Source organism: Klebsiella sp. X1-16S-Nf21, assembly GCF_002837615.1.
GTDB lineage: Bacteria > Pseudomonadota > Gammaproteobacteria > Enterobacterales > Enterobacteriaceae > Klebsiella > Klebsiella variicola.
This window is the reverse complement of sequence record NZ_PJDK01000061.1, coordinates 18758-32922: the sequence shown is the minus strand read 5'-3', so window position 1 is coordinate 32922 and position 14165 is coordinate 18758. Positions and strand designations below refer to the sequence as shown.

Below are 14165 nucleotides of genomic sequence, written 5' to 3'. Positions count from 1 at the left end.
CGTCGGCAGTATGGTCTCGCAGACCAGCGAGATATAGCCATCGGCATCTCCTTGATATTCCGGCGGCGTGGCGTGGGCGGAGAGCAACGTCGCCGACAGTTCCACGCCATTGTCGTCGGCCAGCTGGCGGGCGACCCGCAGCATTTTGCGTTCGTTTTGCAGATCGAGACCGTAGCCTGATTTAATCTCCAGGGTGGTCACCCCTTCACGCAGCAGGCGCGCCAGACGCGTCTGCGCCAGCGCCAGTAGTTCAGCTTCGCTGCTGTCGCGCGTGGCGTGCACGGTGGAATTAATCCCACCGCCGTTAGCGCTGATGGTTTGATAGGAGACGCCGTTCAGCCGCTGCTCCCACTCCTGCGCCCGGCTGCCGCCAAAGATCAGGTGGGTATGGCAGTCGATTAAACCCGGCGTAACCAGCCGGCCTTCGAGATCGATACTGCGCCCGCCGGGGGCGTCAGCGTCGGCGACAATTGCCTCAATGCGGCCATTGCGCACCAGCAGCGCATGGCGCTCCAGCAGACCGTAGGGTTGAGAGTAATCAGGGTTCAGGGTGGCGAGACGCGCGTTTCGCCAGATAACGCGTTCAGAGGTGGCTTGAGTCATAGCGCTTAACTTGTCATGGGTTGTATAGACATTTATTTTCATAACGCCGATAAAGTCAACAATAGCGCGGGGAAATGTTATTTTTTTGTGACTAAAGACCATCCAGCAGGACTGAACGTTGCGTAAAGACGGTAAGTTTTTCCGCCCATGTCTTCCCGTTTCGTTCAAGTTAGTATAAAACAGCAGGTTTTAAAGGACTTATACCCTGGCGTCTCAGCCGGGGTATTTCACTACGCTTAATTTTGCCCGGAGCAACATGAACACATATTCCGTTTCCCGTCTGGCGCTGGCGCTGGCCTTCGGCGTGACGCTGTCCGCCTGTAGCTCGACGCCTGCCGATCAACAGCCCTCTACGCAGACTGCACCGGGCACCACCGCGCGTCCCATTCTGAACGCCGATGAAGCGAAAAACTTTACCCCGGCGGCCTATTTCCAGTCGCTGACTCCCAATGCCGCGGCCTGGACGCCATCTGCCATCAGCCTGCCGGCACAGCCTGACTTTATCGTTGGCCCGGCGGGAACCCAGGGCGTGACCCATACCACCGTCCAGGCGGCGGTCGATGCGGCGATTGCCCGTCATTCAAATCGCCGTCTGTTTATTGCCATCATGCCTGGCGAGTACCCGGGAACGGTTTACGTACCGGCGGCGCCTGGCGCCCTGACCCTGTATGGTACCGGCGATAAACCGATTGACGTGAAAATCAGCGAAGCCATTGATTCTGAAATGGATCGCAACACCTGGCGCCGTCTGGTCAATCCGGGCGGTAAATATATGCCGGGCAAACCGGCATGGTATATGTTCGATAGCTGCCAGAATAAATCCGCGGCCACCGTCGGCGTGATGTGCTCTGCGGTCTTCTGGTCGCAGAATAACGGCCTGCAGCTGCAGAACCTGACCATCGCCAACAACCTTGGCGACAGCGTCGACGCCGGTACTCACCAGGCCGTCGCCCTGCGCACCGATGGCGATCAGGTGCAGATCAACAAGGTCAATATTCTTGGCCGTCAGAACACCTTCTTTGTGACCAACAGCGGCGTGCAGAACCGTCTGCAGGATAACCGCCAGACCCGCACCCTGGTGACCAACAGCTACATTGAAGGCGATGTGGATATCGTATCCGGTCGCGGCGCGGTGGTATTTGATAACACCGATTTCCGCGTGGTGAACTCGCGTACCCAGAAAGAAGCCTATGTTTTCGCGCCGGCTACCCTGAAGAGCGTGACCTACGGCTTCCTGGCGACCAACAGCCGCTTTACCGCGTCCGGCGATAACGTCGCGCAGCTGGGCCGCGCGCTGGACGTTGACGGCAACAGCAATGGCCAGGTCGTGATCCGCGACAGCGTCATCAATGAAGGCTTTAACATCGCCCAGCCGTGGGCGGCAGCGGTCGGTTCAAACCGTGCCTTTAGCGGTAACGTTGGCGCAGTAGATGCCAAAGGCAATCTGCAGCGCAACCTCAACGACAATAGCGTCAATCGCATGTGGGAATATAACAACCGCGGCGTGGGAAGCACTGTGGTCGCCGAGCCGAAACAGTAACGCGCAACAAGCGTGAACCATAATAAAAGAGAGGGCGATGCCCTCTCTCAGACTGCTGACAACGTGCAATCTTCAGGGATTGCCCGGCGGCGCTGCGCTTGCGCGGGCCTACAGCTAACTGCATAACGGTTTGATATTGAAGCCTTTCGTAGGCCGGGTAAGGCGAATGCCGCCACCTGGCAGAAATGCGAGCACAATGACGAAACAGGTTTGTCGTCAGCCAGAGAGGGGGCGATGCCCCCTCTTCTCTTTTGCGTGTTCTCTTTTGCGTACTGCACATCACGCCGTCAGGCGGTTCGCCATTTGCGGGTCAGCGGTTTTTCCAGTTCAACGATCAGGAACATCGCGAAGCCGATGATGAAGGTGATCACCCAGTAGCGGAACGGCAGCCCGGTGGTACCGAACAGCATCTGCATAAACGGCGCATAGATAATCAGCAGCTGCAGCACCAGCAGCACGCCGCTGACAATCCAGATCCCTTTGTTAGCCAGCAGACTTTTCGTCAACGAGAAACCATCCGACACGCGGCAGTTCAGCATATAGAACCATTGGGCGGTGACCAGGGTCTGCAACAGCACGGTACGGATAAACTCCGGCGAATAGCCGCGCGGCTGCAGCCAGGCTTCGAGAATAAATGCGCTGACCGCAATCATCGACCCCACAAACGCCACGCGCCAGATGGCAAAGCCGTCCATGACGTGAATTTTCGGATCACGCGGCGGCCGCCGCATAATATTTTTCTCACCGGCTTCAAACGCCAGACCAAACGACAGCGTGGCGGAAGTGGCCATGTTCATCCACAGGATCAGCACCGGCGTCAGCGGCAGTACGTTGCCCGCCAGCAGCGCGATCACGATCAGTAACCCCTGCGCAAGGTTGGTCGGCATGACGAAGAGAATGGTTTTCTTCAGGTTGTCATACACCCGACGCCCCTCGCGGACCGCGCTGGCGATGGTGGCGAAGTTATCATCGGTCAGCACCATATCGGCGGCTTCCTTGGTCACCTCGGTCCCCTTGATCCCCATCGCCACGCCGACGTCAGCCTGCTTCAGCGCCGGAGCATCGTTCACCCCATCGCCGGTCATCCCGACAATCTCTTTCTTGCTCTGCAGGGCCTGCACCAGGCGGAACTTATCTTCCGGGCTGGTTCGGGCAAAGATATCATACTGCTGCGCGGCCACGCTCAGCTGCGCGTCGTCCATCACCTCCAGTTCGCGCCCGGTAATGGCATTCCCCGCATTGCCAATCCCCAGCATCTTGCCGATACTCATCGCCGTTTGCGGGTGGTCGCCGGTGATCATCTTCACGCGGATCCCGGCCTGCAGGCAGTCGGCAATCGCCGTGATGGCCTCCGGACGCGGCGGATCCATCATCCCGGCAACCCCTAACAAAATCACCCCCTGCTGCAGATCCTGATGGGTTAGTTCCGTCTGGCCTGCGGAAGCCGGCTTCCAGGCCGCGGCCACCATCCGTAGCCCTTCCCGGGCGTACTCTTCAATTTTGCCTTCCCAGTACGGTAGATCCAGCGGCTGCAATCCGCTGTCGCTCTGTTGATATTGACACAAGCGGAACAGGACATCCGGCGCGCCAGTGACCAGCACCACCTCCTCTTCACCCAGCCGGTAGAGGGTCGACATGTATTTATATTGCGAATCAAAAGGAATTTTACTGCGCAGCTCGCTGGTCAGCGGCGGCAGAGTAACCTTCGCCGCCAGTACCTTCAGCGCCCCCTCGGTCGGGCCACCGGTGATTTTCCACAACCCGCTCTCATCTTTAATAAGCTGACTGTCGTTACACAGATCGATGGTACGCAGATAGCGTTCGAACAGCGTGCCAGGCGCGACCGCGACCGGCGTCGGGTCATCAATGGCGTGGATCTTACCGACCGGCTCATAGCTATCCCCTTCCACCCGATAGACGCTGTCCGCGGTGATCACCGCCTTCACCGTCATTTCGTTCATGGTGAGGGTCCCGGTTTTATCCGAACAGATAACCGTCATCGCGCCGAGGGTTTCCACCGTCGGCAGCTTGCGGATAATCGCTTTCTGGCGCGCCATCGCCTGCACACCGAGCGACAGAATAATCGAGATAATCGCCGGCAAGCCTTCCGGGACTGACGCCACCGCGAGACTAATCAGCGACAGCATCAGTTCGGAGACCGGCATATCGCGGAACAGCAGGCTAAAGACGAACAGCGCCGCCATCATCACCAGAATGAGGATAAAGATGGCTTTGCCCAGCTTGTCCATTTGCACCAGCAGCGGCGTACGGTGTTTTTCAATGCCCGCCATCATCTGGTTGATGTGACCCAGCTCGGTATCGCCGCCGGTCGCCACCACGATCCCTTTGCCCGCCCCTGAGCTGACGGTGGTACCGGAAAACAACAGGTTGCTGCGATCGCCGAGCGGTAAATCGCCGCTCAGCGGCTCGGTGGTTTTTTCCACCACCGTTGACTCCCCGGTGAGGATGGCCTCTTCCACCCGCAGGTTGTGCGCCTCAATCACCCGTAAATCAGCGGGGATACGGTCGCCGGCGCGGATCACCACGATATCGCCGGGTACCAGCGAGGTGGTGGGGATGGTTTCATGGTTACCCTGGCGGATCACTACCGCTTCGCTGGACAGCATATTGCGGATACTCTGCAGCGATTTCTCCGCATTACTTTCCTGGATGAAGCCAATCAGCGCATTGACGACCGCCACCGCGAGGATCACCGCCATGTCGATCCAATGGCCCATCACCGCCTTCAGCAGCGCCGCCGCCAGCAGCACGTAGATCAGTACATCGTTAAAATGCACGATAAAACGCAGCCAGGCTGGCTTACCCGGCTTCTGCGGCAGGGCGTTTTCGCCATACTGCTGCAGGCGTGTGGCCGCTTCTGTCCCGCTAATGCCCTCCGGCGTACTTTGCACGCTGGCGAGCGTCTCCTCGACGGAACGCTGATAGAAGGGCGCCCCCGGTTTATCTGTATTCATACTCTCTCCCTCGATTTCTGAAGCGGAAGTCAGGACGACATCCCGCCGTCATCAGCGCACAACGAAAACCGGTACATGGGCGTAGCGCACGATGTTTGCCGCTTCAGAGCCCAGAAGATGGGTCTGGATCCCCGGATTGCGCGAACCGACAATCACCACGTCCGCTTTCAGCTCATCGGCCAGGTCAATCACTTGATCGCGAATATTGCCACTGCGCACATAAAGATGGCTGGTCTCTTCCGCCAGAGAATTTTTCTTTACCAGATCGCTGAGTTTTTCCTTAGCGGTAGAAATCAAATGCTCTTCCATCTTTCGCGCATCAGAGATAAATCCACGCGTTAATACCGGTGAAAATGCCGGAATAACATGCACAAGATGAATTTGCCCGGCAGAGTGCTGGGCGAGGAATTTCGCATGAGAGAGGGCTTTGTCGGCCAGGCCTGCATCAAACACGTCAACGGGAACAACGATATTTTTATACATGAGATAATCCTTTTATTACCAATACAATGCGTAGTGATGAATAGCCCCATACTTGGGGAGGAAGCAAATCTCAACAACAGAAGCGGCAAGCGGAATCGATGTTATTAAACGTAGCACAGGAAAATTAACATTAGAAAATGAGCCATTAATAGACTGAAAAATATTATAAAAGCCCGCGAAAGCCCGCAGATCTCCTGCCCTTAACCCCTTGACGCCAACAGCGACGCGGTATTCTCTTTTTTAACACTTCATGTTTTCTCCGACTATGCTGATTACAAGCAGGAGTGCCGCACCGAATGTCCGACGGTCACACATTGTGCCGGGCGAAATGACATTCGCGGTTCGGGTGGGAGTTAAGGGAGAAAATCATGTTTGGTTATAGCCTGTTACGTCTGGGATTGTTTGTCGCGCTGGCCATTGTCGCCTGTACACTGGTAGGACTATTCACCTATCTGGTTGTCGCCGCCCTCGCAGAATAAGCGTGCGCCGCCTAATAAAAACGTAAAATAAATCATGAGTCTGAGGGGAATACTGTGAACCGTTATTTTTCTCTCATCCCGGTTGTTATTTTATTAACAACCGCTTGCGATCAGAAAGCGCCGTCCGTCGAAGCCGCTCCCCGGATGGTCAAGGTGGCGCAAGTCACCGCCGTGGGTAACACCCAGCAGCGGACGTTTCCAGCCCGCATCGAGTCTGGCGACTCCACCGAACTGTCGTTTAAACGGGGTGGTCAGGTGGAGTCACTGGATATTCGCCAGGGTGCAACCCTAACTCAGGGACAAACGCTGGCGCGTCTGAATGCCCGCGAAGCCCAGCAGCGGGTCAATGAGCGACAAACGGCGGCAACCCTCGCCCAGCGTCAGTTTGATCGTTTCCAGACCCTGGCAGGACGTCAGGCGATTTCCCAGGCGGAGATGGACGTGCAGCGCGCCAATCGCGATGCCGCCAACGCGGCCTTGAAAATTGCCCGTGAAGAGCTGGCGCAAATGAGTCTCACCGCCCCCTTCGGCGGGATTGCCGCCGGCGTGCATATCCGTAATCATCAGGTGGTCGCCGCTGGCCAGCCGGTGATTACCCTGACGCGTACCGACCTGCTCGATGTGGTCTTCAGCATTCCGGAAAATCTGTTCACCTCGCTCGATATCCGCAATACCGCCTACCGCCCCGTCGTCAGGATCAATACTCTGCCGGGCCGCGAGTTTACCGCGGAATACAAAGAGCATACCGGCAGCAGCGACAACAGCACCCTCACCTGGCAGATCATTTTAACCATGCCGCGACCAGATGATTTTCCCACCGTCGGCGGGGTTAGCGGCACCGTGACGGTCAATCTCGGCAATTTGCCGGCCAGCGCCGGACGGGAAACCCTCGTAGTGCCCGTGGAAGCAGTGTTTAACCCCGATAACCGACCGAAGAATGAACCGGTCGTCTGGGTGGTAAAAGGCGAAAACGCCCATCTGTATCTTGAGGAGCGCAGAGTCACGGTCGGGGAAGTGACCTCGCAGGGAGTGATGATCACCGAAGGGCTCCGTGCGGGCGAACAGGTGGTTGCAGCGGGGGTAAGCGAACTCCACGACCGGCAGCCGGTGCGGATCTGGACGCGTGAACGAGGATTATAAATGGACATTTCCCGTCAGTTTATTAACAACCCGACCCGCGTCTGGTTAGCCATTTTGCTGTTGGGGGTGGGTGGCCTGTTCGCCCTGCTCAATATTGGCCGCCTGGAAGATCCCGCCTTCACCATCAAAACGGCGGTGATCGTCACCCACTACCCTGGCGCGTCCGCTCAGCAGGTGGAGGAGGAGGTGACCCTGCCGCTGGAAAACGCGATTCAGCAGCTTCCCTCGCTGGATAACGTCAGCTCCATCTCCTCGAATGGCTTATCGCAAATTACAGTGAATATTGCTTCGCAGTACCATTCCAGCGAACTGCCGCAAATCTGGGATGAGCTGCGTCGCCGCGTCGGTGACGCCAGCCGGCTTTTTCCCCCGGGGGTAGTCCCCTCCTTCGTCAATGATGACTTTGGCGATGTGTTTGGCTTTTTCTTCGCCATTTCGGGCGACAGTTTTACCAATCCTGAGCTGGTGCGCTATGCCGAGCAGTTGCGCCGTGAGCTGGTGCTGGTGCCGGGCGTCGGCAAAGTCGCCATTGGCGGCGCGATTCCACAGCAGATCAATGTTGATATCTCGCTGGCGAAAATGGCGGCGCGCGGTATTACGCTTAACCAGCTTGCCGCTATCCTGACCCGGCTCAACGTGGTATCCAGCGCCGGGGAGATCCGCGCCGGCAGCGAATCGATCCGCCTTCACCCCACCGGGGAGTTTCAGAATATCGATGAACTGGGGGATCTTCTGGTCAGCCCTCATGGCGCCAGCGCCACCACCCGACTGCGGGATATTGCCACGTTGTCGCGCGGGCTGACCGACTCTCCCTCCAGTATCTATCATGCCAACGGCCGCCAGGCAGTGACCATGGGGGTCTCCTTTATCCCCGGGGTCAATGTCATTGACGTGGGGCATGCCCTCGAAGCCCGACTTCAGCAAATGGCCGCCGATAAACCAGCGGGTATCGACATCGCCATTTTTTACGATCAGGCGGCAGAGGTCGCCCACTCGGTCAATGGCTTTATTACCAACTTCCTGATGGCCCTGGCAATCGTCGTCGGCGTGCTGCTGGTGTTCATGGGGGTGCGCAGCGGGATCATTATTGCTTTGTCGCTGGCGCTCAACGTTCTCGGCACCCTGCTTATCATGTATATCTGGGGGATCGAGTTACAACGGATCTCGCTCGGGGCGCTGATCATCGCCCTGAGTATGCTGGTGGACAATGCCATTGTCATTGTCGAAGGGGTGCTGATCGCCCGCCAGCAAGGCTCTCCGCTGCTGGGCGCAATTAACTATGTGATCCGCCGCTCCGCCCTGCCGCTGCTCGGCGCCACGGTCATCGCCATCCTCGCCTTCGCGCCAATTGGCCTCTCACAAGACTCCACCGGGGAGTATTGCAAATCCCTGTTCCAGGTGCTGCTGATCTCCCTGATGCTCAGCTGGTTTTCCGCCCTGACCATCACGCCGGTACTCATCAAGTGGTGGTTGTTTAAAAACGCCCCGTCGGCCGAGGCGCCGAAGGAAAAAGCCGATCCCTACCGCGGCCGCTTCTATCGCGGCTATCAGCAGACGCTGCGAATACTGCTGCAGCAAAAGACCCTGACGCTGGTGCTGATGGGCGCGCTGTTAGCCGGGGCGATCTGGGGCTTCACCTTCGTCCGGCAGAATTTCTTTCCGTCATCGAATACGCCCATTTTCTTTGTCGACCTGTGGCTGCCCTACGGTACCGATATTAACGCCACCGAGCAGATGACCCGCGATATTGAGCGGTCGATCGCCAGCCAGCCGGGGGTGGCTACCACCGTCTCCACCATTGGCCAGGGCAGTATGCGATTTATTCTCACCTACAGCGGGCAGCGCCAGTACAGCAACTACGCGCAGATTATGGTGCGGATGGACGACCAGCGCAGTATCGCCCCCGTCACCCGCCACGTCGAGGCCTGGATTGCCAGAAACTACCCGCAGGTGAACGCCAGCACCAAACGCATTATGTTCGGCCCGTCCGGCGATAGCGCGATTGAAGTGCGCATTAAGGGCCCTGATCCGGATACCCTGCGCGCGCTGGCCAGTCAGGTGGGCGACATTCTCGCCGCGGATCCGGCGACCGACAGCGTACGTAACGACTGGCAGAACCGCAGCAAGGTGATCCGCCCACAATACTCTCTGGCGTTGGGACGTGAGCTGGGGGTGGATAAACAGGATATTGATAGCGCGCTGGAGATGAATTTCTCCGGCAGTCGCGCCGGGTTATATCGCGAGGGCGCCGACCTGCTGCCGGTTATCGTCCGTCCGCCGGAAGCGGAGCGACAGGATGCCAATCACCTGAATAACGTGCTGGTCTGGAGCCAGAGCCGGCAGCAGTATATTCCGTTGAGTAACGTCATCCATGGCTTCTCGCTGGAGTGGGAAGATCCATTGATTCTCCGTCGCGATCGCACCCGCGTGCTTACCGTTCAGACCGACCCCAGCCCGCAAAGCGGCCAAACGTCGGGCGATATCCTTGCCAGAGTGAAACCGCGCATTGACGCGCTGACGCTGCCGCATGGCTACCGCATCGAATGGGGCGGCGATGCGGAAAACTCCAGTGAAGCGCAGCAAGGGCTGTTCACGACCCTACCGCTTGGCTATCTGGTGATGTTTATCATTACGGTGCTGATGTTCAGTTCGCTGAAAAACGCTGTTGCCATCTGGCTGACCGTCCCGCTGGCGCTGATCGGCGTCACGCCCGGTTTTTTGCTGACCGGCATCCCTTTCGGCTTTATGGCCTTAATCGGCCTGCTTAGCCTCAGCGGTATGCTGATCCGCAACGGCATTGTGCTGGTGGAAGAGATAGAGCAACAAAAACAGGAGAAAGATCAAAGACAAGCAATCATTGATGCGGCAACCTCTCGTCTGCGGCCGATCCTGCTGACCGCCTTTACCACTGTGCTTGGCCTTGCCCCGCTGCTGCGCGATGTCTTTTTCCAGAGTATGGCGGTGGTGATCATGTTCGGCCTCGCCTTTGCCACCGTACTGACGCTACTGGTTCTGCCGGTAATTTACGCTTGCTTCCACCATAAGGATATGACGCCTCAACGATGAACAGTACCGGTCTCAGCATTATCAAGACATTAGGCTGTATGACAGCGGTGACCTTTTTCACTATCTATAACACCTGGGATCACTATGATTATGACTATCACTGGATCCTCGGGCTGCTGACCTTTATCTCGACCATCGCGACGCCGTTGTTTTTTGTGGTGGCTGGTTATCTTGATGCACAGACGCGTCACGATGCCAACTGGCAAATCGGCAAAATTAAAAGCGTGGTCATCGTCTTTCTGTTCTGGGTAACGGTCTATTATGTCTGGGAGCCTTATCAGCGCGGCTACCTGATCCAGCCCTGGTTTATTTTCGCCCTGATCGTGATCTATACCTTCCATCCCTTTATCGCCTGGCTCAGCCAGCGGCGGGGCCTGTTTTTCACCGTGGTTCTGACGCTGCTGTGCTGCGCTTATGGTTACGACCTGCTCTCGGTGCTCTACCCGGACAAACATCTCTTCAGCCTGCCGCCGCAGTATCGTCTGTGGACATGGCTACTTTTTTATTTAACCGGGCAGTTGTTTAACGATCCGCGAGTCACGGAGTGGATACGCGACCCGCGGGTGATTAAAGCCTCCATTATCGCCCTGCCCTTTGTCTATTTATTTACCTGGTTTTATGAACGCCATTTTTTCTTCGCGCTGTTTAAAGCCGATCGCAATGCGTTCATTCTGACGGGATCGCAAATTTATATTCTGATCGTCCTGCTGGTGATCGCCGCTAACGCCGTGCAGTTTAAAAAGAACCGCGAACTGAAGGAGGCGGTGCTGGCGACGGTTAGCAAAGCGATGACCGGGGTCTATATTCTGCACTACTCCGTTTTCCACCTGCTGGTGATGCTGATCCCTATTCACTCGTTAGCCACCAAGCTGGGCGTGATTGCGCTAACGTTTATCCTGTCGGTGCTCATTTCTCTCGCTGTGCTCTCCAGCACGCTGCTCAAGAAGGTGATAACCCTGTGACAAACGACGCGGCAACTTAGCGGAAACTCCACTGGATGCTAATCACAAACACGCTGGGAATAATGATGCCGCTCTCAAGGGCGAAATAGTCGGTAAAGTTGTACTGAATGGCATGGTAGATATAGGGGGAAAAGCCGATCCCGGTGGCGTCCTTAAAATCTTTGTAGGAGCCATGATCGCCGCAATGCTCAAAGGCGTCGAAGAAGAATTCGCCGGTGTAGCCGTAGACCCCTTTAAAGGTCCATCCACTGCCGTTGTGGTACCAGTCTCTTCTCACCCCCAGCGCCAGGCAACGATCGTCGAAACTATTGTTCATCGTGCCAATCAGCAGACTATATTTCGAATCTTCCGAGAATTTCCGCTCTACCGAGAAAAAGTGGTTTTCAAAATTCTCAGTATATTGTCCGTGGTTATTGGTCAGATGGTAAACATAGGAACCAGTATTTACCGAATAGAGATTAATTTCTTTCGCCTGCGCGAAAGCGGCTAACCCGGCCAGGAGCATCACGCTTTTACCACGCATCATCCCTCCTCAGTCCTCTATGCCTGTTCATGAACAGAATGCTTTTGCCGTATTTACCGGTCGTTATGCTGGTGCGACACCCGACAGGAAAATGGGGGAAGATAACCGTGCCGAAATGAAAATGGAGTTCCAGAAAAGCGTAGCACACGCCTAATCCGCCAACAAACCGACCATGGCGATAGCGGAGTGGTTGATATTTCTCTCTTTACTATATTGTGCAAAAAACAGACAAAACCTCACCTGTTTTCCGCTATGCTCAGGGTCCGACGCGGAAGTTAGCCACCTGTCGACGACAGAGTTGCTGTGTACCCCTTCCTGCGTCGGCGCTCTTTCTGCTCAAGTGACGTAAACCGACAGAGCCCGTATTCCGATCGTGTCTGCGTCATTATCCCCTGTCTGATTGCCCTGTATCCGCATCCTGCACAGAACCGCTTTTTTGTACAAGTTAATAAAATTAAAAATACCTTTAAAATCAACAAATAAAATTAAAACGAAAAAATAAACCGTCTCGCTGTACATATCGTTATGAAAAAAGTTGTACATCCTGAGATCACCGACTATAGTTTTTGAGTGTTAACTGCTTGTTGCGCAACAAAGCGGGAACGCTAAACGGTTGCGTGGCGAGTCTGGCGGTGGTTCCTGGTTTTGCATTTCCTGTTAGTGACTTTTCGCGTACCACCGGTACGCTGCGACTTTTATGGTCAGTTTGCTTTATACGTGGGAGAGTTCGAGCTATGCATATTAAAAATACCATTCCAGCAGAATTTGTCTTCAATTCAGCCCTGATGAAGAATATTGAAAACACGCTCATGAAGCAGCACAGCACGATCAATAATGAGCGGATGATTACGGAAATCCAGCACCGCCTGCAAACGGAAAGTAATGAAATACTTTCCGACCTCTATCTGCAGGCGTTGGATATGCTGTACAGCAAAAAACATCATCATTAAGTGATCCCACCGCGCCGACAGCAGGGACAGCCCTGCTGTGCCGGCACGCCTGGGTTTTCATCTGCTAACTGGGGCTCAAAAAATGTCACACCATAATACTTGCTATCGTTCTGAGCATTACGATCTGTGGTTTGATAATCGTTTTCTTCTCTACGGGATGTCGCTGATCCTGAATACCTTGCCGGCATCTTATTTTCGTAAAAAACATGTTTTTTTTACCAGCGACAATTATTTCGCGGTGCTTGAGCATAACTATAATCGGCGGGATACGTTATTTATTCTGTTAACTGAGGGAAACGATCTTAATTTTCTCAGTGAACTGCCTATGTTGCGCTTACCGGCAAATTCGACGCCGGAAGAATTAAAAATCTTCCTGCATCAGCCCACCCGCTATTACAAAACACACCCGGCGCCGGGCGCCTCGGTGCAGTTTACCGAACGGGAAAAGAAAGTTATTCAGCTTATCAGCAATGGCGAAGCGGTTGCCAGCATTGGTCGTTCGCTAAATCTGCACATCAAAACCATTTATCAGATCCGGCTGAATCTGATTAAAAAGCTCGGCTGTAGCGGTAGGACCGATTTTTTTAATATCAGTCGTAGTGAAACCTTTAAATCCTGGAGTCAGATTCACCTGTAGTCAGGTGCAATAGCCCCGGCCTGTCCCCCAGACGGGGCTATTGCGTACCGTGAAAATGAATGCTGAAGCCCTGCTCCTGCCAGTGGCTGAGCAGTTCCTCCTGCAGTGGCGTGGCGGCGCGTCCGGTCCAGACAAAGATATGCTGCCCGGGGAAGAGCTCGGGCCGCGGCGACTCCAGCGGTTCAGCGAGAACATTGACATGCCAACCGCGCTGCGAAAGACGCCATGCCTCCAGCCACAGACGCGTCCGGTCTTCATTGCTCCAGCCCACCAGCAGCGTCTCTTTACCATTTTTTTTACGCGCTTCGGCGAGAAACAGCGCCACGCAGTCAATGAGCAAGCCGTCCAGCAGGCTGCTAATCACCAACGAGGTATTCTGATCGAGCTTGAGACGCTGTCGTACCGGCACTAACAGGCTATCGATGAGGGTATCAACGGGGTGTTGATGGCTCAGCGCCATTAATTTGGCGCGGATTCTGGCGGGCTGCATATAACGCAGAATGGACATCATCTCTTCCTGAAGATGCGCGGATTCGTCGCGCGCCGCCGGCAGATTATCCTCCAGCAGCGCTTTGACTTTCCCTACGGATACACCGCGCTCTATCCAGCGCTTGATCTCTTCTATGCGCAGGATATCTTCTTCATCAAACTGTCGATGCCCGCCTTCGCTGCGCTGCGGTTTCAGTAGACCGTAACGCCGCTGCCAGGCGCGCAATGTAACCGGATTGATTCCGCAACGTTCGGCGACTTCACCGATACTGTAAAACGCCATAGCAGCCTCACATCAACCTGATACTTTTTACCTAA

General features: G+C 55.6%; 11 protein-coding genes. 6 read left to right on the top strand and 5 right to left on the bottom strand.

Going from position 1 to position 14165, the window contains the following annotated elements:
- On the bottom strand, positions 1–705 hold a 705-nt coding region (locus CW267_RS22640), incomplete at its 3' end, for an amidohydrolase family protein (RefSeq protein WP_165787460.1).
- Positions 706–859: 154 nt separating this feature from the next.
- On the opposite strand from CW267_RS22640, the gene CW267_RS22635 reads away from it, so the two are divergent.
- The gene (locus CW267_RS22635; protein ID WP_008805725.1) at positions 860–2143 is read left to right on the top strand and encodes a putative acyl-CoA thioester hydrolase; all 1284 of its coding nucleotides are present in this window, start codon (positions 860–862) and stop codon (positions 2141–2143) included.
- A 287-nt stretch (positions 2144–2430) separates the two neighbouring features.
- Here CW267_RS22635 and CW267_RS22630 read toward each other — a convergent pair whose 3' ends face one another.
- On the bottom strand, positions 2431–5118 hold the full coding sequence (locus CW267_RS22630; protein WP_008805724.1) for a cation-transporting P-type ATPase: 2688 nt from the start codon (positions 5116–5118) through the stop codon (positions 2431–2433).
- Between the two features lie 51 nt (positions 5119–5169).
- Positions 5170–5601 (bottom strand): universal stress protein, encoded by a 432-nt coding sequence (locus CW267_RS22625; RefSeq protein WP_008805723.1) that lies wholly within the window; start codon positions 5599–5601, stop codon positions 5170–5172.
- Positions 5602–6134: 533 nt separating this feature from the next.
- On the opposite strand from CW267_RS22625, the gene CW267_RS22620 reads away from it, so the two are divergent.
- From CW267_RS22620 to CW267_RS22610, 3 genes are read left to right on the top strand one after another with little or no spacing between them, the layout of a single operon-like run.
- Positions 6135–7220 carry an efflux RND transporter periplasmic adaptor subunit gene (locus CW267_RS22620; RefSeq protein WP_012542406.1) on the top strand — a complete coding sequence of 362 codons (1086 nt, stop codon included), beginning with the start codon at positions 6135–6137 and terminating at the stop codon, positions 7218–7220.
- Positions 7221–10286 (top strand): efflux RND transporter permease subunit, encoded by a 3066-nt coding sequence (locus CW267_RS22615; protein ID WP_012542407.1) that lies wholly within the window; start codon positions 7221–7223, stop codon positions 10284–10286.
- A gap of 38 nt (positions 10287–10324) precedes the next feature.
- On the top strand, positions 10325–11248 hold the full coding sequence (locus CW267_RS22610) for an acyltransferase (RefSeq protein WP_162493330.1): 924 nt from the start codon (positions 10325–10327) through the stop codon (positions 11246–11248).
- A gap of 16 nt (positions 11249–11264) precedes the next feature.
- On the opposite strand, the gene CW267_RS22605 is transcribed toward CW267_RS22610, so the two are convergent.
- On the bottom strand, positions 11265–11771 hold the full coding sequence (locus tag CW267_RS22605; RefSeq protein ID WP_012542408.1) for a hypothetical protein: 507 nt from the start codon (positions 11769–11771) through the stop codon (positions 11265–11267).
- A gap of 734 nt (positions 11772–12505) precedes the next feature.
- Between CW267_RS22605 and CW267_RS22595 the strand changes: the two genes are divergently transcribed.
- Both CW267_RS22595 and CW267_RS22590 read left to right on the top strand, forming a co-directional pair.
- On the top strand, positions 12506–12721 hold the full coding sequence (locus tag CW267_RS22595) for a biofilm development regulator YmgB/AriR family protein (protein WP_012968674.1): 216 nt from the start codon (positions 12506–12508) through the stop codon (positions 12719–12721).
- Positions 12722–12803: 82 nt separating this feature from the next.
- A complete protein-coding gene (locus CW267_RS22590) occupies positions 12804–13358 on the top strand; it encodes a helix-turn-helix transcriptional regulator (RefSeq protein ID WP_008805716.1) in 555 nt (184 codons plus the stop codon).
- Positions 13359–13395: 37 nt separating this feature from the next.
- On the opposite strand, the gene CW267_RS22585 is transcribed toward CW267_RS22590, so the two are convergent.
- Entirely contained in the window at positions 13396–14130 is a 735-nt protein-coding gene (locus CW267_RS22585; protein WP_008805715.1) for a MerR family transcriptional regulator, read from the bottom strand.
- Positions 14131–14165 lie beyond the last annotated feature (35 nt).

Coding starts and splice junctions, on each gene's coding strand:
- CW267_RS22615 (WP_012542407.1), top strand. CDS start 7,221: ATGGACATTTCCCGTCAGTTTATTAACAACCCGACCCGCGTCTGGTTA.
- CW267_RS22585 (WP_008805715.1), bottom strand. CDS start 14,130: ATGGCGTTTTACAGTATCGGTGAAGTCGCCGAACGTTGCGGAATCAAT.
- CW267_RS22605 (WP_012542408.1), bottom strand. CDS start 11,771: ATGCGTGGTAAAAGCGTGATGCTCCTGGCCGGGTTAGCCGCTTTCGCG.
- CW267_RS22590 (WP_008805716.1), top strand. CDS start 12,804: ATGTCACACCATAATACTTGCTATCGTTCTGAGCATTACGATCTGTGG.
- CW267_RS22610 (WP_162493330.1), top strand. CDS start 10,325: ATGACAGCGGTGACCTTTTTCACTATCTATAACACCTGGGATCACTAT.
- CW267_RS22635 (WP_008805725.1), top strand. CDS start 860: ATGAACACATATTCCGTTTCCCGTCTGGCGCTGGCGCTGGCCTTCGGC.
- CW267_RS22625 (WP_008805723.1), bottom strand. CDS start 5,601: ATGTATAAAAATATCGTTGTTCCCGTTGACGTGTTTGATGCAGGCCTG.
- CW267_RS22595 (WP_012968674.1), top strand. CDS start 12,506: ATGCATATTAAAAATACCATTCCAGCAGAATTTGTCTTCAATTCAGCC.
- CW267_RS22630 (WP_008805724.1), bottom strand. CDS start 5,118: ATGAATACAGATAAACCGGGGGCGCCCTTCTATCAGCGTTCCGTCGAG.